Here is a 25492-nt window from a genome sequence, read left to right as displayed (position 1 = left end):
GGCACGATTGGAATCCCGCCACGCCTGCAACTCGCGCTGCCGGGACGCAACTCGCGCCCGTCGGCGGCATGTCCGTCGCAAGGCCGGGCCGCAGCAGTCAGTCCTGGCTACAGTGCTTCCATCGACAACCTGATGGAGACCACACATGAACACGATCCGCAGCGCCGCCTGCCTCGCCCTCGCCCTGTTCAGCTGCGCCGCCGGCGCCGCCGACCTCACCGTCCGCGTCACAGACATCAAATCAAGCCAGGGCAAGATCATGGTCGCCGTCTACGATTCGCCGGGCGGCTTCCTGCGCAGCCCGGTGCAGACCGCCCAGGTCGCGGCTGCACCCGGCAGCGTGGACGTCGTCATCAAGGACTTGCCGGCGGGCGGCTACGGCATCGCCCTGTACCACGACGCCAACGACAACGGCAAGATGGACCGCAATTTCATGGGTATCCCGCTCGAAGACTACGCCTTCAGCAACAACGCCCTCGGCGAGATGGGCCCGCCGAGTTTCGACCAGGTGAAGCTCGCACTGCCGGCCGCCGGCGCCACCGCCACCATCAGCCTGCGTTGAGGAGTCGAACATGGACCGCCGCCGCTTCCTTGCCGCTGCCGGCAGCCTGGCCTTCGCAGGCAGCGCCCGGGCCGACGAACAGACGTACCGGCGCTTCCACGCCGCCCTCGCCCGCGAGCCGGCGCTGGCAGTGTATGCGGACACGGTCGGCAGCCAGGCCGGCGCAGCGCGCATCGAGGGGCGGCTGCCGGCCGACCTGCAGGGCAGCTTCTACCGCAATGGCCCCGGTCGATTCGAGCTGGGCGGCGAGCGCTACCACCACTGGTTCGACGGCGACGGCTTCGCCCAGCGCTGGACCGTCGCCGACGGCAAGGTCCGGCACCAGGGCCGCTTCGTCGACACCCGGCGCTTCGTGGACGAATCGCAGGCCGGCCGTTTTCTCTATCCCTCCTTCGGCACCTACGTGGCGCGCCGCGGCTTTCGCGACAACGACACCCTGAACGCCGCCAATACCAACCTGCTGCCCTTCAACGGCCGCGTCTACGCGCTGTGGGAAGGCGGCTCGGCCACCGAGGTCGATCCCGAGACGCTGGCCACGGTCGGTGTGAAAACCTGGCGCGACGACCTGCGCTCGATGCCCTTCTCCGCGCACCCGAAAATCGACCCGCAGGGTGGCATGTGGAACTTCGGCGCCCTGCCCGGCTCGGGCAATATCGCGCTGTACCAGATCGGCGCCGACGGCCAGGTCCTGCGCATGGCCCTGATTCCAGTGCCGCAACAGGCCATGGTGCACGACTTCGTGGTGAGCGCGAACCACCTGATCTTCATGGTCCCGCCCTACGACCTGCTGCCCGGGAACGACACAAGCTTCGCCGAGCGCCACGCCTGGGCCGGCAGCGGTTCGAACGCGCGGCCGCTGCGCATCATCGTGGTGGCCAAGGACACGCTCACGGTGCGCCAGGTGTTCGAACTGCCTCCCCGCATGGTGTTCCACTTCGGGAATGCCTGGGAAGACGGCGCCTGTACCCGCTTCGACGTCGTGCTGCATGCGGGCGACGTGCTGGCCGAGCTGGGCGGTCTGATGGCGGGAGAGCGCCCATCCAGACTGCAGACGCGCAGCGAGGCGGTGCAGGTCTGCCTCGACTACGCCGCCGGGCAGGCGCGCACCAGCCGCGTGTTCGGCGCCAGCGAGTTCCCGCGCGTCGCACCGCAAGTGGTCGGCAGCCGCCATCGCAAGCTGGTGCTGCTCGGCGGCAGCGACACCGTGCTGTCCTCCGTGAACCTGGTCGACACCGACAGCGGCAAGGTCGACGGCTACCGCTTCGGCGCCGGCTGGCAGGTCGAGGAGCACGTGCTGGTCCCGCGCCGCAACGCACGCTCCGAGACCGACGCTTATCTGCTTGGCGTGGCCCAGGACCTGCGCAAGGGCGTGGGCGTGATGACGGTGTTCGACGCAGCGCGCGTGTCCGCCGGGCCGGTGGCGCTGGCGCGGCTGCCTTATCGCACACCGCACTGCTTTCATGGTAATTTCTTGACTGCATGATCACCGTCACTTCACCCACCCAGGCCCGCGAGCGCGGCCATCCGCTGGAACTGATCCCGCTGTTTCGCCGCTGGCCGCCCTCGCTCGCACGCGACCTGCTGTACACGGCCATCTGGAGCAGCATGCTCGGGCTCGGCCTCACCGTGCTACAAAAACTTTTCGGCCGCGAGATGTCCTTCTGGCGCCTGCTGTTCGCGACCCTGGTCATCAGCAACCTGATCGGTTTCATGATCCACGGCGCCTTGCGCCTGCTCGACCGCTACCTGTCGCGCGAGAACATGCGCCTGTTCCGCGGCAGCCAGATCGTTGCGATCACGATGGCCAGCGTGATCGGCATCCCGTTCGGGAATGCCCTGGTTGCCGGCAGCGACCCATTGCGCTTCTACCAGTACAGCGCCACCGTGATCTTCCTGCTCGCCTTCGGCCTGATGACGGCCGTGCTGATGGTCCTGCTGCTGTCAGCCGGCGAACGCCGCATGCGGCGCGCAGCGGAAGCCGCACGCCAGCAGGAACAGATTGCCGCCGCGGGCCGGCTGGTCGCCGAGGCGCGGCTGCGCGCGCTGCAGGCCCAGATCGAACCGCACTTCCTGTACAACACGCTGGCCAACGTCGTCAGCCTGATCGACAGCCAGCCGGCCAAGGCGCGCCGCATGCTGGAGCGCTTCATCGACTACCTGCGCGCCAGCCTGTCGGCCAGCCGCGCCGAGCATGCGAGCCTGCAGGGCGAGATGGACCTGGCCGGCGCCTATCTCGACGTGCTGGGCGTGCGCCTGGAGGGGCGCCTGCGCTGGCGCTTCGAGCTTGACCCGGCCCTGGGCGCCCTGCCGATCGCGCCGATGCTGCTGCAGCCGCTGGTCGAGAACGCGATCATGCACGGCATCGAGCCCAAGCTCGAGGGCGGAGAGATCGTGGTGCGCGCGCAGTTGGACGACGGCGTGCTGTGCATCGAAGTCTGCGACAGCGGCCTTGGCCTGCGCACGGCGCCGCCGCGTCCTGGCGGTGGCGTCGGCCTGTCCAACCTGCGTGAGCGCCTGCGCCAGCTGTATGGCGCCGGCGCGCAGCTGCAACTCATCGAAAACCCCGCGGGCGGCGTCACCTCGCGCCTGCTGCTACCCCTATTGGTGCCATCATCGACCATCCACGCGCCCTGATCGCAGACGACGAACCGCATCTGCTCGACTACATGGAAACCCAGCTCGCGGCCGCCTGGCCCGAGCTGCGCGTCACGCGCGCCGCCAACGGCGTGCAGGCGCTCGCACTGATCGACGAGCTGGCGCCGCAGGTGGTCTTCCTCGACATCCAGATGCCGGGCCTGAACGGCATCGAACTGGCCGCGCGCCTGTGCGCCGGCGCCAATCCGCCACGCGTCGTGTTCACCACCGCCTATGACCACTACACGCTGCAGGCCTTCGAGCATGCGGCCTTCGATTACCTGCTCAAGCCGATCGGGCTGGAACGCTTGTCACGCACAGTAGCGCGGCTGAAGCAGGCGCTGGACACGCCGGCGCCGGCGCCGGTTCCGGATGCGCTGGCGGCGCTGCTGCGCCAACTGGGCGTAGCCGCACCGGCGCCCGCCCCGCTGCAGTGGATCCGCGCGGCCAAAGGGCAAGAGACGCGCCTGATCGCGATCGATGAGGTGATCTACTTCCAGAGCAACGACAAGTACACCAGCGTGTTCCTGGCCGACGGCGAAAGCCTGATCCGCACGCCGCTCGCCAAGTTGAAGGAACAGCTCGACCCGCAGCAGTTCTGGCAGATCCACCGCGGGGTGATCGTGGCGGCGAAACACGTGGTGGGGACGCGGACGGATTTTCGCGGGCGGGTGCATGTGCGGCTCAAGGGGCGGGATGAGCAGCTGGTGGTGAGCAGGAATTATGTGGATTTGTTCAAGCAGATGTAGGTGTTCGGGCAAAAATTGGATCCGGCCTTCGCCGGGATGACGGTCTCCCTGCTAGCAGTACAAATTGCTTTACCTACCTGCTTCACCACGTCGTCCCGGCGAAGGCCGGGACCCAAGTCCGCACCGTCGCCACCAGCGCAAAAAAGAAAGGGGACCGCCAGGTCCCCTTTCCACTAACACGCTAGAACAGCGATCACTTCTTCCGCGCCGGCGGCAGGTCGGTGCAGACGCCCTTGTAGGCTTCTGCCGCCATGCCGATCGACTCGCCCAGGGTCGGGTGCGGGTGGATGGTCTTGCCGATGTCCACGCCGTCCGCGCCCATCTCGATGGCCAGCGCCACTTCGCCGATCATGTCGCCGGCATTGGTGCCGACGATGGTGCCGCCGATGATGCGCTTGGTCTCGGCGTCGAACAACAGCTTGGTGAAGCCTTCGTCGCGGCCGTTGGCGACCGCGCGGCCGCTGGCGTTCCACGGGAAGTGGCCCTTCTCGACCGCGATGCCCTTCTGCTTGGCTTCGTCTTCGGTCAGGCCGACCCACGCCACTTCCGGATCGGTGTAGGCCACCGACGGAATCACCTTGGCATCGAAGAAGGCCTTCTCGCCATGCGCCGCTTCGGCCGCCACGTGCGCCTCGTGCACCGCCTTGTGCGCCAGCATCGGCTGGCCCACCAGGTCGCCGATGGCGAAGATGTGCGGCACGTTGGTGCGCATCTGGCCGTCCACGCCGATGAAGCCGCGGTCGGTGACCGCAACGCCGGCCTTTTCGGCGGCGATCTTCTTGCCGTTCGGGCTGCGGCCGACGGCCACCAGCACCAGGTCGTACAATTGCGGCTCAGGTGCGGCGGCGCCGGCTTCGGCGGCTTCGAACGTGACCTTGATCCCTTCCGGCAGTGCTTCCACGCCGACGGTCTTGGTCTTCAACATGATGTTGTCGAAGCGGTGCGCGTTGTACTTCTGCCAGACCTTGACGGCCTCGCGGTCCGCGCCCTGCATCAGGCCATCCATCATCTCGACCACGTCGATGCGCGCACCCAGGGTCGAGTACACGGTTGCCATCTCCAGGCCGATAATGCCGCCGCCGATCACCAGCATGCGCTTCGGTACCTGGCGCAGTTCGAGCGCGCCGGTCGAATCAACGATGCGCGGATCTTCCGGCACGAAGGGCAGCTTCACCACTGCGGAACCTGCGGCGATGATCGCTTTCGCGAACTTGACGACTTTCTTCGAACCGTCGGCGGCAGTCACTTCGATGTGGTTCGGGCTGAGGAACTGGCCCACGCCCTGCACCACATTGACCTTGCGCGCCTTGGCCATGAAGTTCAGGCCGCCGGTCATCTTCTTGATCACGCCATCCTTATAGGCGCGCAGCTTGTCGATGTCGACGTCGGGCCTGGCGAAGCTCACGCCCAGGTCGGCCATGTGCGCGGTTTCGTCCATGATGTGCGCCACGTGCAACAGGGCCTTGGACGGGATGCAGCCCACGTTCAGGCAGACGCCGCCCAGGGTCGCATACTTCTCGACCAGCACGGTGTTCATGCCGAGGTCGGCCGCGCGGAAGGCGGCGGAATAGCCGCCCGGACCCGCGCCCAGCACCATCATGTCGCATTCGATGTCGACCTGGCCGCTGTAGCTGGCCGCGCCAGGCGCCGGCGCCGCTGCCTGAGCAGCTGCGGGCGCCGGGTGCGCCGGTGCGTAGGAATCGGTCGGCGCGGCAGCGGCGGTCGGCGCCACTGCCTGCGCGCCGATCTGGGCTGCAGGCTTGGCTTCGGCCGCTGGTGCGGCTGCGCCGGCGCCGGATTCCTCGATCATCAGCAGCAGCGAACCTTCGTTCACCTTGTCGCCGACCTTGACCTTCACTTCCTTGACCACGCCTGCGTTCGTCGACGGGATCTCCATGCTGGCCTTGTCCGATTCGACGGTGACCAGGGACTGGTCGACCTTGATGGTATCGCCCGGCTTGACCAGCAGTTCGATGACTTCGACGTCCTTGAAGTCGCCGATGTTCGGAACCTTCACTTCAACAGTGCTCATGCTCGGCTCCTCACAGAAGGGTCTTGCGCAGGTCGGCCAGCACATCGGCCAGGTAGGCGGCGAAGCGCGCAGCGCCCGCGCCGTCGATGACGCGGTGGTCATAGGACAGCGACAGCGGCAGCATCAGGCGCGGCTGGAAGCTCGAACCATCCCACACCGGCTTCATCGCCGACTTCGACAGGCCCAGGATCGCCACTTCCGGCGCATTGATGATCGGCGTGAAGGCCGTGCCACCGATGCCGCCCAGCGACGAGATGGTGAAGGTCGCGCCCTGCATTGCGCTCGGCGACAGCTTGCCGTCGCGCGCCTGTGCCGACAGCTCGCCCATTTCGACGGCGATCTGCGAGATGGTCTTCTTGTCCGCATCCTTCACGACCGGAACCACCAGGCCGTTCGGGGTGTCGGCCGCGAAGCCGATGTTGAAGTACTGCTTGACGATCAGGCTGCCGCCGTCTTCGGACAGCGACGAATTAAATTGCGGGAACTTCTTCAGTGCTGCCACCGAGGCCTTGATGACGAAGGCCAGCATGGTCAGCTTGACGGTCGACTTCTGCTTGGCCAGCGCGGCATTCGAATCGACGCGGAACTGTTCCAGGTCGGTGACGTCGGCGTCCTCGAAGTGCGTCACGTGCGGAATCATGACCCAGTTGCGGTGCAGGTTCGGGCCCGAGATCTTCTTGATGCGCGGCAGGGCCACGGTTTCGGTCGGACCGAACTTCGAGAAGTCGAGCGATGGCCAGGCCAGCACTTCCATGCCGCCGCCGGAACCGCCCTTCGACGGGGCAGCAGCCGTTGGGCCGGCAGCCATCACGCCCTTGACGAAGTTCTGCACGTCCTGCTGGGTGATGCGGCCTTTCGGGCCGGTGCCCGGCACGCGCGCCAGGTCCACGCCCAGTTCACGGGCGAACTTGCGGATCGACGGCGAAGCGTGGGCTTTCGAGCCCGTGACGCCTTGTGCGGGCGCTGCGGCAGGCGCCGGCGCTGCGGCAGCTGGTGCAGGGGCAGCAGCGGCCGGTGCGGCAGCGGCTGGCGCCGCAGCAGCAGCGCTCGGTGCGGGAGCAGCTGCACCGCCGGTGGATTCCACCAGCAGCACCAGCGAACCCTTGGCAACCTTGTCGCCCACCTTCACTTTGATTTCCTTGACGGTACCGGCGTGGCTGGACGGGATCTCCATGCTCGCCTTGTCCGATTCGACCGTGATCAAGGACTGGTCGACCTTGATCTGGTCGCCCGGCTTGACCATTAGTTCGATGACTTCGACTTCCTTGAAGTCGCCGATGTCCGGCACGGTGACTTCGACGATGCCGCCCGATGCTGCAGGAGCTGCAGCCGGTGCCGGCGCGGCTTCAGCGGCCGGTGCAGGCGCTGCAGCGGCAGGTGCGGCAGCTGCGGGCGCAGCGGCAGCGCCGCCTGCTTCCTCGACCAGCAGCACCAGCGAACCTTCGGCAACCTTGTCGCCGACCTTCACTTTGATTTCTTTCACGACGCCGGCGTGGCTGGATGGGATTTCCATGCTGGCCTTGTCCGACTCGACGGTCACCAGCGACTGGTCGACCTTGATCGTGTCGCCCGGCTTGACCATCAATTCGATGACTTCCACTTCCTTGAAGTCGCCGATATCAGGGACTTTGACTTCCACAATGCTCATAGTGTTAGCTCCGTTATTCTTTGAGTTAGCTTCCGCACGTCGTCCCGGCGCAGGCCGGGACCCAAGTTTTGCGTGCACTCATACAAACTTGGGCTCCGGCCTTCGCCGGAGCGACGGTGGTGAGCATTTACTGGGTCACAGGATTCGGCTTGTTCTGGTCGATGCCGTACTTCTGGATCGCCTGCGCCACGACGGCGCGGTCGATCTTGCCTTCATCGGCCAGCGCACGCAGCGCGGCGACGGTGACGTAGTAGCGGTTCACTTCGAAGAACTCGCGCAGCTTGACGCGCGAATCCGAGCGGCCGAAGCCGTCGGTGCCCAGCACCTTGTAGGTGCGGCCCTGCGGCATGAAGGCGCGGATCTGCTCGGCGAACATGCGCATGTAGTCGGTGGTCGCGACGATCGGGCCGGCGGTGTTCTGCAGCAGCGAGGTCACGTACGGCACGCGTTGCTCGGCGTCCGGGTTCACCATGTTCCAGCGCTCGGCGTCCTGGCCGTCACGGGCCAGCAGCGTCAGCGACGGCGCCGACCACACGTCCGCATCCACGCCCCAGTCGTTCTTGAGCAGTTCGGCGGCGAAGATCGACTCGCGCAGGATGGTGCCGCAGCCGATCAGCTGCACACGCTTGGCCTGGTCCTTGCTGCCCTGGATCGCGGCGCCTTCCTGGAGCAGGTACATGCCCTTCAGGATGCCCTCTTCCTGGCCCGGCTTGATGCCCGGATGCGCGTAGTTCTCGTTCATGATGGTGATGTAGTAGAACACGTCTTCCTGTTCTTGCACCATCCGGCGCAGGCCGTCCTGGATGATCACGGCCACTTCATGCCCGAAGGTCGGGTCGTACGGCAGGCAGTTCGGCACGGTGGCCGCGATGATGTGGCTGTGGCCGTCCTCGTGCTGCAGGCCTTCGCCGTTCAGCGTGGTGCGGCCGGCGGTGCCGCCCATCAGGAAGCCGCGCGCGCGGATGTCGCCCGCCAGCCAGACCAGGTCGCCCACACGCTGCATCCCGAACATCGAGTAGAAGGTGTAGAACGGGATCATGGTGCGGTTGTTCGACGAGTACGAGGTCGCCGCGGCGATCCACGAGCTCATGCCGCCCGCTTCGTTGATACCCTCCTGCAGGATTTGGCCGGCCTTGTCTTCACGGTAGTACATCACCTGGTCGCGGTCGACCGGCTCGTACAGCTGGCCCTGCTGGTTGAAGATACCGATCTGGCGGAACAGGCCTTCCATGCCGAAGGTACGCGATTCGTCGACCAGGATCGGCACGATGCGCTGGCCGATGCTCGGGTCTTTCAGCAGGCTGGTGATCACGCGCACATAGGACTGGGTGGTCGAGATCTCGCGGCCTTCCGCGGTCGGCTCCAGCACCGACTTGAAGGTCTCGAGCGCCGGCACCATCAGGTTCTCGTCGGCCTTGGAACGGCGCTGCGGCAGGTAGCCGCCGAGGGCCTTTCGGCGCTCGTGCAGGTACTGCATCTCCGGCGAATCGTCGGACGGCTTGAAGAACGGGATCTCGGCCAGCTTGTCGTCCGGGATAGGAATGTTGAAGCGGTCGCGCATCTCGCGGATCGCGGCATCGTCCAGCTTCTTGGTCTGGTGCGCGGTGTTGCGCGCCTCGCCCGACTTGCCCATGCCGAAGCCCTTGACGGTTTTCACCAGCAGCACGGTCGGCGAACCCTTGTTCTCCTGGGCGTTCTTGAACGCGGCGTAGATCTTGTGCGGGTCGTGGCCGCCGCGGGTCAGGCGCCAGATGTCGTCGTCGCTCATGTTGGCGACCATCTTGAGCAGCTCCGGATGCTTGCCGAAGAAGTGCTTGCGCACGTAGGCGCCGTCCTTGGCCTTGTAGTTCTGGTATTCGCCGTCGACGGTTTCCATCATCACGCGCTGCAGGATGCCGTCCTTGTCCTTCGACAGGAGCGCATCCCACTGCGAGCCCCAGATGACCTTGACGACGTTCCAGCCGGCGCCGCGGAAGTCCGCTTCCAGTTCCTGGATGATCTTGCCGTTGCCGCGCACCGGACCGTCCAGGCGCTGCAGGTTGCAGTTGACGACCATGACCAGGTTGTCGAGGCGTTCGCGTGCGGCCATGCCGATCGCGCCCATCGATTCCGGCTCGTCCATCTCGCCGTCGCCGCAGAAGACCCAGACCTTGCGGTTCTCGGTGTCGGCGATGCCGCGCGCGTGCAGGTACTTCAGGAAGCGCGCCTGGTAGATCGCCATCAAGGGGCCCAGGCCCATCGAGACGGTCGGGAACTGCCAGAAGTCCGGCATCAGTTTCGGGTGCGGATACGAGGACAGGCCCTTGCCGTCGACTTCGCGGCGGAAGTTCAGCATCTGCTCTTCGGTGATGCGGCCTTCCAGGTAAGCACGCGCATAGATGCCCGGCGACGAGTGGCCCTGGATGTACAGCAGGTCGCCGCCATGTTCTTCGGTCGGGGCGTGCCAGAAGTGGTTGAAGCCGATGCCGAGCATGTTCGCCAGCGAGGCGAAGGAGGAGATGTGGCCACCCAGGTCGCCGTCGGCGCGGTTGGCCTTGACCACCATCGCCATCGCGTTCCAGCGCATCCACGAGCGCAGGCGCTCTTCGTATTCCAGGTTGCCCGGGCAGTTCACGTTCAGGTGCGCCGGGATGGTGTTCACATAGGCGGTATTGCTCGAGAACGGGATGTGGGCGCCACGGCGGCGCGCCAGGTCGACCATGCGCTCCATCAGGTAGTGGGCGCGCTCGGTACCTTCATGTTCGATCACCGCTTCCAGCGCATCCAGCCATTCCTGGGTTTCGAGGGTGTCCGGGTCGTTGGCAGCTTGTGCCGTCAACTGGTCGAGTTGAGCTGACATTAATGCGTCTCCTAAGATTTGCGCCCCACCCGATACCAATCATGGCTGGCGGCGATATGGTGAAATTTCAAATGTCTGGAAATAAACCCTTCGATTCTATCAGTAGCGTTTGGCTTTTTCAAATTGCGATATGTCATTTCACATAATGAAATTCGATGCTGCGACCGCACATTTTTCACTGTGGAGCGGATTGGCAATCGTATAACGAAGCCGGCGGCGCACGCTCCCACCTTTGGCACAGGCGGCCTATAAATATGACCATGCTTCGCCGGCTGCGGCGCGCGATAGTGGATGAAGACCTTATAATTTCATTTTTGCCTAGCCGTGAGCCAATCCATGCCTGCCCAGAACATCGACGGAGTCCTCCTTTCCCAACAACTGCGCGGCGAAATCGCCCAGCGTGCCGCGAAACTCACCGCCAGCGGCCGCCAGCCGGGCCTGGCCGTGATCCTGGTCGGCGAGGACCCGGCGAGCCACGTCTACGTGCGCAACAAGGTCAAGGCCTGCGGCGATGTGGGCTTCCACTCGGTGCTGGAAAAGTACGACGCAGATTTGAGCGAGCAGGCACTGCTCGATCGCATCGCCGCCCTCAACGCGGACCCGGCGATCCACGGCATCCTGGTGCAGATGCCGCTGCCGAAGCACATCGACCCGAGCAAGGTGATCGAAGCGATCGCGACGTCCAAGGACGTGGACGGCTACTCGGTCCTGTCGGCCGGCGAACTGGTCGCCAACCTGCCGGGCTTCCGTCCCTGCACCCCGTACGGCTGCATGAAGCTGATCGAGACCACCGGCGTCGACCTGCGCGGCAAGCACGCGGTCGTGATCGGCCGCTCGAATACGGTCGGCAAACCGATGGCTCTGCTGCTCTTGCAAGCCAACGCCACCGTCACCATCTGCCATAGCGCGACCCCGGACCTGGGCCTGTACACCCGCCAGGCCGATGTCGTGGTGGCCGCCGTCGGCCGCCGCAATACCCTCACGGCAGACATGGTGAAGCCGGGCGCGATCGTGATCGACGTCGGCATGAACCGCGACGACGCGGGCAAGCTGTGCGGCGACGTGGATTACGCGGGCGTACGCGAAGTCGCTTCGCACATCACTCCAGTGCCGGGCGGTGTCGGCCCGATGACGATCACCATGCTGTTGATGAACACCGTGGAGTCCGCGGAACGCGTGCACTCCAGTAGCCAGAACTGCCCCAGCCAGGCAACGGGAATGGAACCGAAGCCGGGCGTGGCCTGAACCTTGTAAAGGAACCCCATGACCATCGCTACCCGCAATCCCCTTCTCGATTTCTCGGGCCTGACCCGGTTCGACCTGGTCAAGCCGGAGCACGTGACGCCGGCCATCGAACAGCTGATCAAGCAGGCGGCCGACGTGGTCGCCCAGCTGGAGGCACCAAGCGATAGCGTGTCGTGGGACAGCTTCGTGATCCCGCTCGAGGAAGCCACCGAACGCCTGGGCCGGGCCTGGGGCGTGGTCAACCACCTGAACCACGTGGCGGACACGCCCGAGCTGCGCGCCACCTACAACGAGAACCAGCCGAAGGTCACCGAATTCTGGACCTCGCTGGGCCAGAACGAGGCGCTGTTCGCGAAGTACAAGCAGCTGCGCGCGGGCAGCGAGTACGCCACCCTGAGCCCGGCGCGCAAGCGCATCGTCGAGAACGCGCTGCGCGACTTCCGCCTGGGGGGCGCCGAGCTGCCGGAGGATAAGAAGGAACGCTTCGCCGAGATCCAGGAACAGCAGGCCGCCACCTCCACCCGCTTCTCGCAGAACGTGCTGGACGCAACCAACGACTACAAGCTGCTGGTCGAGAACGAAGCCGAACTGTCGGGCATCCCGGACGACGTCAAGGCCGCCGCCCGCGCCTCGGCCGAGCAGGACGGCAAGTCCGGCTGGCAGTTCACCCTGCACTTCCCGTCCTACTATCCGGTACTGCAGTTCTGCGACAACCGCGCCCTGCGTGAGACCATCTACCGCGCCAGCGCCAGCAAGGCCTCGGACACCGGCACCATGTTCAGCAAGGCGGCCGAGTGGGACAACACCGCCAACATCGTCAAGCTGCTGCAGCTGCGCCATGAAGAAGCCCAGCTGCTGGAATACGGCAGCTTCGCCGAGGTCTCCTTGGTGCCGAAGATGGCGGAAAGCCCGCAGCACGTGGTCGAGTTCCTCGAAGACCTGGCCAAGCGCGCCCGCCCGTTCGCCGAGAAAGACCTGGAAGAGCTGCGTGCCTTCGCTAAAGACGAGCTGGGCATCGAGGACCTGCAGTCCTGGGACGTGGCCTATGCCTCCGAAAAGCTGCGCGAGCAGCGCTACGCCTTCTCGGAGAAGGAAGTGAAGGAATACTTCCCTGAGCCGAAGGTCGTCGAAGGCCTGTTCACCGTCATCCAGGACCTGTTTGGCGTGCGCGTCAAGCAGGACGTGGCGCCTGTGTGGCACCCGGACGTGCGCTTCTTCCGCATCGAGCGCGATGGCCAGCTGATCGGCCAGTTCTACCTCGACCTGTACGCGCGCGCCGGCAAGAACCAGGGCGCCTGGATGGACGACGCGCGCGGCCGCCGCGTGACGATCGGCGGCATCGTGCAGACCCCGATCGCCTACCTGACCTGCAACTTTACCCCGCCTGCAAGCGTGGACGGCAAGCTGCAGCCATCGCTGTTCACGCACGACGAAGTCATCACCCTGTTCCACGAATTCGGCCACGGCCTGCACCACATGCTGACCGAAGTCGAGGAGCTGTCGGTGTCGGGCATCTCGGGCGTCGAATGGGATGCGGTTGAGCTGCCTTCGCAGTTCATGGAAAACTTCTGCTGGGAGTGGGACAAGCTGCAGCAGATGACCGCGCACGTGAAGACCGGCGAGCCGCTGCCGCGCGCGCTGTATGACAAGATGCTGGCGGCGAAGAACTTCCAGTCCGGGATGATGACGCTGCGCCAGGTCGAGTTCTCGCTGATCGACATGCACCTGCATTACGACTTCGACCCGAAAGCCGAGCGCACCGTCCAGAACCTGATCGACGACATCCGCAAGCAGTTCTCGGTGATGATTCCGCCGAGCTTCAACCGCTTCCAGCATTCCTTCGGCCACATCTTCTCGGGCGGCTATGCGGCCGGCTACTACAGCTACAAGTGGGCCGAGGTGCTGTCCGCCGACGCCTATGCGGCCTTCGAGGAAGCGCTGGAGTCCGGCCAGCTGCAGGAAACCGGCAAGCGCTTCCAGCAGGAGATCCTGGCGGTGGGCGGCTCGCGTCCGGCGCTGGAATCGTTCAAGGCCTTCCGCGGCCGCGAACCCTCGATCGACGCGCTGCTGCGCCACAGCGGCATGCACCAGGGCGGCGCGCAGAACAACGCAGGCGCCTGATGTTCCCAAGGGGCGGCCAGGTGCCGCCCCGTTCTACAATAGCACCATGACCCGTATCGACTTCCACACCAACATCCCCGACAAGCTGGCCTACGCCTGCCGCCTCGCCCGCAAGGCTTACGCATCGAAGGCCAGGGTGGTGGTGCTGGCCGAGGACGCCGCCCAGGCCGAGGCGCTGAACACGGCCTTGTGGACGCTCGCGGACACCGACTTCGTCCCCCACGTGCCGGCCGGCGACCCGCTGGCGGACCAGACGCCGGTCATCGTCACCTTTGATGAGGCCCTGCCATTGCCGCATCATGAGATGCTGGTCAACCTCACCCGCCGCACACCTGCGCTACTATCGCAGTTCGCGCGCGTGTTCGAGATCATCTCGGTCGACGAAGAAGACGCCGCGGCCGGGCGCCAGCGCTACGTCGCCTACAAGAAGCAGAACTATCCCCTGACCCACTTCGTCGCAGGACAGTCATGAGCCAGAGCCCCGCTTTCGACCCCAGCATCCCGGTACTGACCGAAGTCGTCACCGAGCCGGTGGCGCCCGCGCCGGCGCCGGCCCAGGAACCTGTGGCCGAACAGCTCGAACGCCGCGCCACCGAACGCTGGACCGGCGAGGAATGGAGCGTGCTGGAACGCCGCGTCACCGAACGCGTGCTGCAGCAGCTGCAGGGCCGGGTCGACTTCGTGCTCGAGCAGCGCGTGCGCGACGCCATGGCCGATGCCATGCAGCGCACCCTGGAAACCTTCACCGCCGACCTGCGCGAAGGGCTGCACGAGGCGCTCGGCGAAATCGTCGGCCAAGCCGTAGCTAAAGAAATCGAATACCTACGATCGTAGGGTGGGCGGGTCTCCCGCCCACGCGTTTAAATCACGCTTGATCTGACGCACACTCCAACTCCGGCACCGAACTACCATGCGTCGATGCCTCACTATCGCCGCGCCCTGACCGGCACTTCCTACTTCTTTACGGTCGTCACCCACCGCCGCCGCCCAATCCTTTGTGACGGCGCCGTGCGCGATGCACTCCGTCATGCCATCGAAAACGTGCGGACTCGGCTTCCATTCACGACGAATGCAATGGTCCTGATGCCGGATCACCTGCATTGCATCTGGACACTGCCCGACGGTGACACCGATTTTTCATTGCGCTGGTCACAAATCAAACACTACGTTTCGCATGCATGCGGCCAGCGGTATTCGGGGACGCTGTCGGCATCGCGACAGCGCCAGCGCACTGCGGCGATCTGGCAACGTCGTTTCTGGGAACATCAGATTCGGGATGAAACTGATATGGAACGACATGTGGATTACATACATTACAACCCCGTGAAGCATGGGTTCGTGGCCGCCGCGTCTGCGTGGCCATATTCAACGTTCAGTCGATTTGTCCGTGCGGGCATATACCCTGCAGATTGGGGTGGGAACCCCGCATGCGATGGTATGGAGTTCGAATAGCATCGCACCTACGCATCAGCCGGTTGAACGCGTGGGCGGGAGACCCGCCCACCCTACGAACACCATATCCCCGATCCGTTGCAAATGACACGGCGCTCCTCCTTCGGCTAAGATTGCAGCCTCTGCAATCAATCACCGTCCCTTGTGAACCGCAAAGTCCTCATCGCCGCGCTTGCGGGCGCAGGCGTCGCCATTGCCGGCGCCGTCCTCTATTTCACCGATACCATCGAGCGCCAGCCGGGCGCGCTGGCGGTGTTCACGCCGAAGGCGGCGAAAACCGTTCCTTTCTGGCCTGCGCGCGTGACCACGCTGGCCGGCGACGGCATTCCCGGCGCCGCCGACGGCCCGGCCGCATCGAGCCGCTTCGACGATCCGTTCGGCGTGGCCCTGGACACCAAGGGCAAGGTCTACGTCGCCGACGCCGGTGACACCAACCGCATCCGCATCATTGCGCCCGACGGCACGGTCGCGACCTTCGCCGGCAGCAAGGAAGGCTTCCAGGACGGCATGGGCACCGCTGCCGCCTTCCACACCCCGTCCGCCCTCGCCTTCGACCACGAGGGCAGCCTGTTCGTGGCCGACACCGGCAACCACGCGATCCGGAAAATCACGAAGGACGGCAGCGTCACCACCCTGGCGGGCAACGGCACGCCGGGCGATGCGGACGGCATTGGCCGTGCGGCCCAGTTCAACGGCCCGGTCGGCATCGCGGTGGACGACACTGGCGTGGTCTACGTGGCCGACACCTATAACGACCGCATCCGCCGCATCGGCCGCGACGGCGTCGTGACGACCATCGCGGGCGGCGCCAAGCCGGGCTACGCGGACGGCGTCGGCGCCGCCGCCAGTTTCGATACCCCGAGCGCGCTGGCGGTGACCACCAACGGCACGCTGTATGTGGCCGACACCGGCAACAACGCGATCCGCCGCGTCGCGAGCGACGGCACCGTCACCACCATCGCGGCCCCGGCTGAAGGCGAGCGCCGCGCCCCGCTGCGGCGCCCGGTCGGCCTGGCCCTGACGCGCGACGGCTACCTCTACATCGCCGCCAGCTCGGGCGGCCGCATCCTGCAGCTCACGCCGGAAGGCGAAGTGCGTCCGCTGCCCGACGCCGATGTGCCGGCCTCGAACGACGGCTTCGGCCCCGACGGCACCGTGCAGCTCTACGGCCCGCGCGGCATCGCGGTCGAGCGCGATGGCAGCCTGGTGGTGGCAGACGCCCAGGCCCACCGGCTGCACCGCCTGTCCAGTCCACGCCAGGGCGAAGCGGCGCCCGCACGGCCGCAGCCGGTCGCGGTGGCGCGCAAGGAGCCGATGCCCTGGCCGGTCGGCCCGCAGGACATGGTGCATGAGGTGGTGGGCGTGATGGGCGAGGTGCGCGGCAGCTACAGCGGCGAGAGCCGCGACCACTTCCATGCCGGCCTCGACGTACGCGCCGACGTCGGCTCGAAGGTGCTGGCCGTGTTCCCGTCCAAGATCTCCGACCCTTACGCCAACTGGGGCTTCGATTCGCTCAGCGAGGGCATCAGCCTGGGGCCGCTCTCGTACATCCACATGCGCGTCGGCCGCGACACCCGCGGCAAGCCGCTCGACCCGCGCTTCATCGTGCTGACCGGGGAACGCGGCAAGGCCGAGCGCGTGCGCATACCGCGCGGCACCCGCTTTGCCGTGGGCGACCCGCTCGGCACCATCAACGCCATGGCCCACGTCCACCTCGACTATTACCAGGGCGGCGCGGTGGTCAATCCGCTCAGCCTGCCCTTTGTGGGCTTCACCGACACGGTGGCGCCGCGCATCAACAGCATCGCCCTGTTCGACAGCACCGGCAAGCGTTTGCGCGCGCCAGTCGGCACGCGCAAGCACCCGGTTGCTGACAAGCGCCTGCGCGTGCCACGTGCGCTGGGCGAGGTGAACATCGTGGTCGACGCCTACGACCAGGTCGACGGCAACCTGGCGCGCCGCCGCCTCGGCCTGTACAAGCTCGGCTACCAGCTGCTGCGCGCCGACGGCACGCCCGTGGCCGGTTACGAGCGTCCCCTGATCACCCAGGTCTACGACCGCCTGCCGCGCAACCCGGATGCGGTGAAGGCCGTATATGCGCCCAACAGCGGCATCACCGTGTACGGCAGCCAGGCCACCCGTTTCGCCTATGCGCTCCACAGCCGCCTGCAGGATGGCGAGGTGCAGACCGGCAGCTGGCAGCTCGGCGGCGTGGCGCCTGGCGAGTACATCCTGCGCATCTACGCGGCCGACTACGCCGGCCAGGTGGCGCTCGAAGGACGCGACCTGTCGCTTGTCATCGAGTGAGCCTACAATGAAGTTCGGATAACCGCGGAACATCCGTCCCGCGGCGGCATCTGTGCAAGACGAAGCTTGTAACAGGAGCTCATCATGGACCGATATGACGTACTCGTCGCCGGTGCGGGCCCCACCGGCATGGTGCTGGCGCTGGCGCTGGCCAAGCAGGGCATCCGGGTCTGCATCGTCGACCGCGCCGAGGAGCCGGGCACGACCTCGCGCGCGATGGCGGTTCAGGCGCGCACGCTGGAACTGTATCGACCGCTCGGCCTGGCCGAGGAGGTGGCGGCCGCCGGCCGGCCGAATCCCTGCATCAACCTCTGGGTCAAGGGCAAGCGCCGCGCCCGGCTGTCGCTGCGCGACGCCGGGTCGCGCCTGACGCCCTACCCCTATGTGCTGATCTATCCTCAGGACGCGCACGAGCAACTGCTGGAGCGCCACCTGGAAGCCGCCGGCGTACGCATCCAGCGCCGCACCGAACTGGCGGACTTCGAGGAAACCGCGGACGGCGTCACTGCCCGGCTGATCCAGGCCGGCGGGCCGGACCTCGAGGTCGGCGCGCGCTACCTGGCCGGCTGCGACGGCGCCCGCTCGATGGTGCGGCACAAGCTCGGCACGGGCTTCGGGGGCGGCACCTACGACCACATCTTCTACGTCGCCGATGTCCAGTCGCGCGGCCGGGCCGCCAACGGCGAGATCCACCTCTCGCTCGAAACCTCCGACTTCGTGATCTTCCTCGGCTACGACGATGCCGGACGCGGGCGCCTGGTCGGCACCATCCGCGACGAGCGCGGCGATGTCGACGCGCTCACTTTCAACGACGTCAGCCACCGCGCCATGGCCGCGCTCGGGCTCGAGGTCGAGCAGGTGCACTGGTTCTCGACCTACCGTGTGCACCACCGGGTCACCGACCACTACCGCCAGGGGCGCGCCTTCCTGCTCGGCGACGCCGCCCACGTGCACAGCCCGGCCGGCGGCCAGGGCATGAACACCGGCATCGGCGACGCCATCAACCTGGCCTGGAAGCTGGCCGCCGTGGTGCGCGGCGACGCACGCGACAGCCTGCTCGACACCTACGAGAAGGAGCGGATCGCCTTCGCCCGCAAGCTGGTCGACACCACCGACCGCCTGTTCAGCTTCGTCACCGCGGAGAGCAGCGTCGCCGACTTCGTGCGCACCCGCATCGCGCCGACCTTCGCCAGCGCGGCCTACGGCGTCAAGCCGGTGCGCGAGTCGATCTTCCGGATCCTGTCGCAGACCACCATCAACTACCACGACAGCCCGCTGTCGAGCGGCGTGGCGGGACGCGTGCATGGCGGCGACCGCCTGCCCTGGGTCGCCAGCGGCGAGGACGGCCAGGACAACTACGCGCCGCCGGCGCGCATCGACTGGCAGGTGCACGTCTACGGCCAGGCCTATCCCGACCTGCGCGCCTGGTGCGACCGCCACGGCATGATCCTGCGCGAGTTCGAGTGGCGCCAGGAGCACGACGAGGCCGGCTTCGCGCGCAACGCGGGCTACCTGCTGCGGCCGGACGGCTACGTCGCGCTGTGCGACCCGGGCGCCTCGGCGCAGGCGCTGGAGGATTATTTCTGCGACCTCGACTACCAGCGCTTCCGCGTCTGCATGCCTAGACCAGCCGTTCTATGAATCACGCATAAGTGCTGCGGGCGGCTTTGAAATTTGTAGACACACATGTCTAGTTAATTTATTGTCGAGGCATTCCCACCGCTCACGGAGTGCCTCGCATGCTGAAACGATTCGCCGCCGCCCTGCTGCTCGCCGCCACCGCCCTGCCCGGCATGGCGGCGGACCTGCCCAACCATCCCTTCATCCACGTCAACGCGACCGCCGACCAGTACATCATGCCGGACGTCGGCGAAATCGATATCGACATCGTGTCGCTCGAACCCGATGCCGAGGCGGCCTTCAAGCTCGTCAACGAACGGCTGGAAGCCGGCCGCGCGCTGTTCGCCGAGAACGGCATCGCGCCTGAGGACGTGCTGGTGCAGGACATCGTTCGCCGCCCGCGCAAGGTCGAGGTCCTGCCGGAGGGCCAGCCGCTGCCGATGGAGACCCGGGTCTCGCTGCACATCACCGTGCGCAACCTGGAACACTGGACACCGGTCATGCGCGCGCTGCTGGTCATGAAGGACCTCGAATCGCTGACCGTCGCGTTCAATCGCAGCGACCGCCAGAAGGTCGAAGCGGACCTGCTGCAGCAGGCGCTCCGCATGGCCAAGGCGAAGGCCCAGGAGATTGCGCGCGGCGTCGGCGCCAAGCTGGGGCCGGCCAGCGGCGTGTCGATCGGGGCTTTGAAAAACCTGTCGAACGCGATGGGCATGGCCAGCGACTCGAATGCCCGCTCCAGCGGCGGCCGCCGCACCGGAGCGCGTACCGAAATGGCGCTGGTGCAGGCTATCCGCCTGGCGCAGTCGGTCGACGTGATCTACCGGATCGGCGGCAAATAAAGACGCTCCCTGGCATGCAATTGCCGATTGGACGCGCGCTCGGCATCACCGAGCACCCTACAAAAAACAAAAGCGCGCTCTGCTTTCGCAGGCGCGCTTTTCTCATTCGCGGATGACGATTACTTCTGCGACAGCACCCATTTCACCAGGCTGCGGGCTTCGGCCTCGCTCACCTGCGGGTTGGCCGGCATCGGCACCGGGCCCCAGACGCCCGCACCGCCCTTCATGACTTTCTGCACCAGCTTGTCTTCCGCGCCTTTCTGGCCCTCGTACTTGGCCGCGACGTCCTTGTAGGACGGGCCGACCAGCTTGTTGGCGACTGCGTGGCAAGCCATGCAATTCTTGGCTTTCGCCAGGTCGGCTTGGGCGAACGCGCTGGTGGACGCGAAGGCCGACATCACCACACACAACAACAACGAGCGTTTCATTTGTTTCTCCAGGTTTATGACGAATGCATTCTACCGTGGATTGTCGCCAGGTTCATGGCGGGATACACCCTGTTACGCCGGTAACAGGGCTGCATTGTTGGCGGATCTTCACAAAGTGTGAGATTTTTCCACGCGGCAACGTTTTTATGGTTAATATGCATGGGATAAGGAGTCCTCCCATGCCCCTCATCCTCTTGATCGCCGCCCTGAGCGGCCTGCGCTTGTTCGAAGTCTGGCGTTTCGCCGACCTGTCCTGGTGGTCCATCATCGGGCTGATGGTGGTCGCCTTCATCTGGTTCGAGTTCATCGAGAAAGTGCTCGGACTCGACAAGAAGAAGGAACACAATGTCCTCAACAGCCGCCGCGAGGCCCGCGTGAAACAGGCATTCGACAAGCGCCGCAAGACCTGAATCCGCAATAAAGCGCGCCGTGTAGTGTGATATGTTCTGCATATCACCGGCCCCAATCCATACACAGCGCGTATCAATGAATCTCGAACTCCGCCAGCTCCGCCATTTCGTGACGGTGGCCGAAGAACTCCACTTCGGCCGCGCCGCCGAGCGCCTGCACATGACGCAGCCGCCGCTGTCGCAAAGCATCGCCGGGCTCGAGGAGCTGCTCGGCGCTCCGCTGTTCCTGCGCAACCGGCGCCAGGTGGCGCTCACCGCCGCCGGCAGCGCACTGCTGCCGGAAGCGCGCCGCATCCTGCAGGAGGCCGGCGCCCTGCCCGATCTGGTGCGCCGCGTCGCCAACGGCGAAGCGGGCCGCCTCACCCTCGCGTTTGTCTCCACCGCCGACTACAGCGTGCTGCCGTCCATCCTGCAGCGCTACCGCGCCGCCTTCCCCGGCGTGCGCCTGGTGCTGCAGGAAGCCACCACCGACGTCCAGCTGGAAGCGCTGCTGCAGGGCCGGGTCGACGCCGGCTTCGTGATCCCGCCACTGTCCGTGATGCCCGGCGACGCGCTCGGCTACCGCAAGGTCTTGGCCGAGCCGCTGATCCTGTGCGCGCCCGCTGGGCTGGACGCGCTGCGCGGCAAGGGGCCGGTACGGCTGCGCGACCTGCCGCCGCTGCCGCTGGTGATCTTCCCGCGCGCGGCCGCACCGGCTCTGCACGACGCCATCCTGGGGGCGTTTCGCGCGGCTGGCATCACCCCCGTCATCGGGCAGGAAGCGCTGCAGATGCAGACCATCGTCAGCCTGGTTTCCGGCGGCATGGGATTGGCACTTGTGCCACAATCCGTGTCGAACCTGATGCGCGCGGGCGTAGAATACCGGGCCCTGGTCGATCCGACGCCGCTGGCCGAGACGGGCCTGGCCTGGCGCCGCGACAATGCCTCGCCCGTGCTCAGGGGCTTCCTGGACTTACTCGAGAAAGAATAAACAATGCTAGTACACCCGCAGCCGGATCCCATCGCTTTTGCCATCGGACCGGTGCAGATCCATTGGTATGGCCTGATGTACGTGGTGGCCTTCGCCCTGTTCCTGATCCTGGGCCGGGTGCGCATCCGCCAGCCGCACATCGCGGCTCAGGGCTGGAAGGCCGAGGACCTCGACGACATGCTCTTCTACGGCATGCTGGGGGTGGTGCTGGGCGGGCGCCTGGGCGAGGTGCTGTTCTACCAGCCGCTCTACTTCCTCCAGCATCCGCTCGAGATCTTCATGGTCTGGCGCGGCGGCATGTCCTTCCACGGCGGATTCCTGGGCGTGCTGATCGCGATGGCGCTGTGGGCCCGCAAATCCAAGCGCAACCTGCTCGACGTGTACGACTTCATCGCGCCGATGGTGCCGCTCGGGTACGCCGCCGGGCGCCTCGGCAACTTCATCAACGCCGAACTGCCGGGCCGCCTGGCCGACCCGAGCCTGCCCTGGGCCATGCTGTGGCCGGGCGTGGAAGGCCCGCGCCATCCGTCGCCGCTGTACCAGATGCTGCTCGACGGGATCGTCGTGTTCCTGATCCTGTGGCCCTACGCCCGCAAGCAACGCCCGCGCCTCGCGGTCGGCGCCATGTTCACGCTGCTGTACGGGTGCGCGCGCTTCACCACCGAGTACTTCCGCGTGCCGGATTGGGAAGTGAACGTGCTGGGCATGCCGATCACCTCGGGCCAGATGCTGTCGCTGCCGATGATCGTCGGCGCCCTGATCATGCTGGCCTGGGCCTACCGCCAGCCGAACGGCCGTCCGGCGCACGCCTAATCACACTGCGGGCGCCAGCGCCCGCTGCAGGTCTTCCAGCGAGGCCGGCTTGGTCAGGTGCAGGTCGAAGCCCGCCCCCAGCGCCTGCGTCACGTCGGCGCGCTGGCCATAGCCGGTCAGCGCCACCAGCCGCAACTGCGGAACTTCGCGGCGCAGGACGGTCGCCAGCGCATAGCCATCCATGTCGGGCAGGCCAATGTCCAGGATCGCGACATCCGGTGCCTGGCGCCGCACTTCCCCCACCGCCGCCACCGCCGTTCCCGCCACCCGCACCGCGTGGCCCAGGTGCGCCAGCACCGCGGCGGTCGACTCGGCCGCGTCCAGGTTGTCGTCCACCACCAGCACCGCCAGCTGTCCCGCCATCGCCAGCGGAGCCGGATCCGGCGCGGCCGTGGCCCCGGCGCCGAGCGGCAGCAGCACCTCGAAGCGGCTGCCCTTGCCCGCGCCCTCGCTGTGGGCGCTCACTGACCCGCCGTGCAGTTCGACGATGCGGCGCACGATCGCCAGCCCCAATCCGAGCCCGCCGGTGTGGCGCGCCAGCGGCTGCGGGGCCTGGAAGAAGGGTTCGAACACGCGCTCCAGCATCGCCTGGTCCATGCCGACGCCGTCGTCGATCACGGCCAGGCGCGCCTGCCCGTTCTCGGCCGCCAGGGTGACGCGGGTGGTCTTGTGGCCGAAGCGCGCCGCATTCGACAGCAGGTTGCTGAGCACCTGCGTCAGGCGGCTCTCGTCGCCGTGCACCCAGAGCTCGTGCGGCGCCCCCGCGTCCAGCTGCACGCCCGGGAAGGAAGCGGTCACGTGGCGCACCAGGTCGGCCAGGTTGAGCGGGCGCCGTTCGATGCGCAGCTTGCCGCTGGTGATGCGCGAAACGTCGAGCAGGTCGTCGACCAGGCGCTTGAGGTGATTCGCCTGGCGCCGCAGGATGGTGCGCTCGCGCTGGCTGCCCGCTTCGTTGCGCAGGTCCATCAGGTCGAGCGAGGCGACGATGGGGCTGAGCGGATTGCGCAGCTCGTGGCCCAGCACCGCGAGGAACTCGTCCTTGACCTTGGCCGCGCTGCGGCTGTCGGCCAGTGCGCGCTCGAGCGAATCCAGCAGCCGCGAGCGCTCGGCCTCGTGCGCGTCGCGCAGGCCGGCGGCGGCCATCAGGGCGCTGCCGGTGTCGTCGATCTCACTGATGCGCGAAGGCGGCACGGAGACAGGCAGGCCGGCGCCCAGCGCCGCGCCGCCCTGCTGCAGGCTGCGAAAGGCGCGCACGATGCGGTTCGACAGCAGCGTGGCTAGTACCGCACAAGCCAGCAGCGAGGCGGCCAGTCCGGCCGCATACAGGACGATGCCCTGCAGCGGCCCCAGCGCCGAGGGCGGTACACCGATCGCTACCTTCCAGCCGAAGCGCGTGCGGCTGAAGCCCGTCACCACTTGCGCGCCTTCGAGCGTGGTGGTGGGGGCTACCGCTTCCTGCCCGGCGCCGCGCATCAGCGCGACCAGCGAGGGGCTGGGCAAGCCGCCCACCAGGCGCTGCTGCCCTTTCGAGCGCGCGACAATCGCGCCGCTGCTGTCCATGATGCCGATCACCGAATTGGCCGGCACCTTCTGGCGCTCGAGCACACGCAGCATGCGGCCAGGCTGGATCACGGCGCTCAGCACGTACTGGCGGCCGGCATTGTCGGTGACGGGAACGCGGACCGGGAAGGCAGCGCGGCCGCCCTTGCCGATCACGACGCGGCCGGCCAGGGGCTCGCGGGTGTCGATCGCGCGCTGCAGGCTGGGGGGATCGGCAATGACGCCGGGGGGACCGCCGAAAGCTGCATTGGTGCGGAACAGGACGGCGCCCTTGTCGTCGGTGAGGATCACGGCCAGCCATTCCGGCTGGCTTGCCGCCTGCATGCGCGCGATCTCGTAGACCTGACGCAGGTCGCCGTCCGCCATCGCCGGGGTGCGCGCCATCGCTTCGAGGGCCGAAGCGGCGCCATCGAGTTCGGCATCGACGGCGCTCGACAGCGCGCGCGCCAGGTCGAGCAGGTAGCGCTCCTGTTCGCGCTGCTGGTAGTTGCCCACCAGGTGCAGGCCCCACACGCCCAGCAGCGCCAGCGGCAAGAGGCCAAAGGCGGTCAGGAGCACCAGCAGGCGCCGGAGCGAAACAGTGAAGCCCTGGCGCAGCAGCATGGGATGGCCTGTGTCGAAAAACACATTATAGGCACATTGGAGTGCCCGCCATCAAAACCCGCTGTTACAAGCCGCTGTTATTCGAAGTCTTCGGCCAGGTTCTTCCAGCCGCGGCTCTTGGCGAAGGCCGTGAACTCTTCGGGGGCCTCGAGCACGACCAGGCGGCTCTCCTGCAGCCCCGGGTCGCTGTGCCCGAAGTCGGGCCCCTTATAGCCGAGCGCGCGCAGGCGGTCGACGAGCTGGCGCAGCAGCGCCGTGTCCTTGTAGGCGCCGGGTTCCAGCCGGTCCTTGAAGTCCACGTACACGTCGATGATGCCGTAGCCTTCGTCGAAGATGCGGATCGCCTTCACCTCGAGGGTGCGGCCGTTGCCGTCCTTGGCCTGAAAGGGGCCGGACAGTTCGATGTCGGAATCGGTAGTCATGCCCCCAGCATACCACCGCGCGCCCCGAGGTGGTGCGCGACCAGGGCGTTGGCGTGGCCATGCCCCAGCCCGTGCTCGGCCTTGAGCCAGCCGACCAGCTCCATGTGCTTCATGCCCGGTCTCTCAGCCAGCAGGCTTAGCCAGTGGGACACCGGCTGGCCGTATTTCTTCTCGATCGAGGGGAAGTAGGATGCGGGACCTTGGGCTGTTGTCTTTTCAGTCATAATACTCTCCA

At 66.5% G+C, this 25492-nt stretch carries 22 protein-coding genes; 15 read left to right on the top strand and 7 right to left on the bottom strand.

Features of this window, described 5'->3' with window-relative positions:
* Positions 1-145: 145 nt before the first annotated feature.
* Genes GV068_RS20415 through GV068_RS20400 form a run of 4 tightly spaced genes read left to right on the top strand, consistent with a single transcriptional unit; the run spans position 146 to position 3945 of the window.
* Positions 146-562 carry a DUF2141 domain-containing protein gene (locus GV068_RS20415; protein ID WP_159702132.1) on the top strand — a complete coding sequence of 139 codons (417 nt, stop codon included), beginning with the start codon at positions 146-148 and terminating at the stop codon, positions 560-562.
* 10 nt (positions 563-572) lie between these two features.
* Complete coding sequence (locus GV068_RS20410) at positions 573-2045, top strand: carotenoid oxygenase family protein (protein ID WP_159702129.1); 1473 nt, start codon at positions 573-575, stop codon at positions 2043-2045.
* On the top strand, positions 2042-3196 hold the full coding sequence (locus GV068_RS20405) for a sensor histidine kinase (protein WP_159702126.1): 1155 nt from the start codon (positions 2042-2044) through the stop codon (positions 3194-3196). Before GV068_RS20410 ends, GV068_RS20405 begins: the two co-directional genes overlap by 4 nt.
* A gap of 32 nt (positions 3197-3228) precedes the next feature.
* The gene (locus tag GV068_RS20400; protein ID WP_159702123.1) at positions 3229-3945 is read left to right on the top strand and encodes a LytTR family DNA-binding domain-containing protein; all 717 of its coding nucleotides are present in this window, start codon (positions 3229-3231) and stop codon (positions 3943-3945) included.
* Between the two features lie 193 nt (positions 3946-4138).
* Here the strand turns inward: GV068_RS20400 and lpdA are convergent, their stop codons facing one another.
* From lpdA to aceE, 3 genes are all read right to left on the bottom strand, one after another.
* A complete protein-coding gene (gene lpdA, locus GV068_RS20395; protein WP_159702120.1) occupies positions 4139-5977 on the bottom strand; it encodes a dihydrolipoyl dehydrogenase in 1839 nt (612 codons plus the stop codon).
* A gap of 10 nt (positions 5978-5987) precedes the next feature.
* The gene (gene aceF / locus GV068_RS20390; RefSeq protein WP_159702117.1) at positions 5988-7625 is read right to left on the bottom strand and encodes a dihydrolipoyllysine-residue acetyltransferase; all 1638 of its coding nucleotides are present in this window, start codon (positions 7623-7625) and stop codon (positions 5988-5990) included.
* Positions 7626-7752: 127 nt separating this feature from the next.
* On the bottom strand, positions 7753-10464 hold the full coding sequence (aceE, locus tag GV068_RS20385; protein ID WP_159702114.1) for a pyruvate dehydrogenase (acetyl-transferring), homodimeric type: 2712 nt from the start codon (positions 10462-10464) through the stop codon (positions 7753-7755).
* A gap of 336 nt (positions 10465-10800) precedes the next feature.
* Here aceE and folD point away from each other — a divergent pair, with 336 nt between their 5' ends.
* From folD to GV068_RS20345, 8 genes are all read left to right on the top strand, one after another.
* Positions 10801-11709 (top strand): bifunctional methylenetetrahydrofolate dehydrogenase/methenyltetrahydrofolate cyclohydrolase FolD, encoded by a 909-nt coding sequence (gene folD / locus GV068_RS20380; protein ID WP_159702111.1) that lies wholly within the window; start codon positions 10801-10803, stop codon positions 11707-11709.
* A gap of 18 nt (positions 11710-11727) precedes the next feature.
* Entirely contained in the window at positions 11728-13830 is a 2103-nt protein-coding gene (locus GV068_RS20375; RefSeq protein ID WP_201303322.1) for a M3 family metallopeptidase, read from the top strand.
* A 46-nt stretch (positions 13831-13876) separates the two neighbouring features.
* Complete coding sequence (locus tag GV068_RS20370) at positions 13877-14302, top strand: DNA polymerase III subunit chi (protein WP_159702108.1); 426 nt, start codon at positions 13877-13879, stop codon at positions 14300-14302.
* Positions 14299-14664, top strand: a complete 366-nt coding sequence (locus tag GV068_RS20365; protein WP_159702104.1) for a hypothetical protein — start codon at positions 14299-14301, stop codon at positions 14662-14664. Before GV068_RS20370 ends, GV068_RS20365 begins: the two co-directional genes overlap by 4 nt.
* Before the next feature lie 84 nt (positions 14665-14748).
* Positions 14749-15282, top strand: coding sequence for a transposase (locus GV068_RS20360; RefSeq protein WP_159702100.1), 534 nt, complete (start codon positions 14749-14751; stop codon positions 15280-15282).
* A 144-nt stretch (positions 15283-15426) separates the two neighbouring features.
* Entirely contained in the window at positions 15427-17589 is a 2163-nt protein-coding gene (locus GV068_RS20355) for an NHL repeat-containing protein (RefSeq protein WP_159702097.1), read from the top strand.
* A gap of 84 nt (positions 17590-17673) precedes the next feature.
* The gene (locus tag GV068_RS20350; RefSeq protein WP_159702094.1) at positions 17674-19230 is read left to right on the top strand and encodes an FAD-dependent oxidoreductase; all 1557 of its coding nucleotides are present in this window, start codon (positions 17674-17676) and stop codon (positions 19228-19230) included.
* 98 nt (positions 19231-19328) lie between these two features.
* On the top strand, positions 19329-20051 hold the full coding sequence (locus GV068_RS20345; RefSeq protein WP_159702091.1) for an SIMPL domain-containing protein: 723 nt from the start codon (positions 19329-19331) through the stop codon (positions 20049-20051).
* 119 nt (positions 20052-20170) lie between these two features.
* Here GV068_RS20345 and GV068_RS20340 read toward each other — a convergent pair whose 3' ends face one another.
* The gene (locus tag GV068_RS20340) at positions 20171-20479 is read right to left on the bottom strand and encodes a c-type cytochrome (RefSeq protein WP_159702088.1); all 309 of its coding nucleotides are present in this window, start codon (positions 20477-20479) and stop codon (positions 20171-20173) included.
* Positions 20480-20658: 179 nt separating this feature from the next.
* Between GV068_RS20340 and GV068_RS20335 the strand changes: the two genes are divergently transcribed.
* From GV068_RS20335 to lgt, 3 genes are all read left to right on the top strand, one after another.
* Positions 20659-20889, top strand: coding sequence for a TIGR04438 family Trp-rich protein (locus tag GV068_RS20335; protein ID WP_159702085.1), 231 nt, complete (start codon positions 20659-20661; stop codon positions 20887-20889).
* A 76-nt stretch (positions 20890-20965) separates the two neighbouring features.
* Positions 20966-21859 carry a LysR family transcriptional regulator gene (locus GV068_RS20330; RefSeq protein WP_159702082.1) on the top strand — a complete coding sequence of 298 codons (894 nt, stop codon included), beginning with the start codon at positions 20966-20968 and terminating at the stop codon, positions 21857-21859.
* Between the two features lie 3 nt (positions 21860-21862).
* Positions 21863-22672 (top strand): prolipoprotein diacylglyceryl transferase, encoded by an 810-nt coding sequence (lgt, locus tag GV068_RS20325; RefSeq protein WP_159702079.1) that lies wholly within the window; start codon positions 21863-21865, stop codon positions 22670-22672.
* On the opposite strand, the gene GV068_RS20320 is transcribed toward lgt, so the two are convergent.
* From GV068_RS20320 to GV068_RS20310, 3 genes are all read right to left on the bottom strand, one after another.
* Entirely contained in the window at positions 22673-24835 is a 2163-nt protein-coding gene (locus GV068_RS20320) for an ATP-binding protein (protein WP_159702076.1), read from the bottom strand.
* A gap of 77 nt (positions 24836-24912) precedes the next feature.
* Entirely contained in the window at positions 24913-25257 is a 345-nt protein-coding gene (locus tag GV068_RS20315; protein WP_159702073.1) for a hypothetical protein, read from the bottom strand.
* Entirely contained in the window at positions 25254-25481 is a 228-nt protein-coding gene (locus tag GV068_RS20310) for a DUF4287 domain-containing protein (protein WP_159702070.1), read from the bottom strand. The genes GV068_RS20315 and GV068_RS20310 overlap by 4 nt, the downstream gene beginning before the upstream one ends.
* Positions 25482-25492: the final 11 nt, after the last annotated feature.

This window comes from Massilia sp. 9I (assembly GCF_902506415.1).
Taxonomy (GTDB): domain Bacteria; phylum Pseudomonadota; class Gammaproteobacteria; order Burkholderiales; family Burkholderiaceae_D; genus Telluria.
Note: the sequence above shows the minus strand (reverse complement) of the source record. Positions and strands in the feature narration are given on the sequence as shown.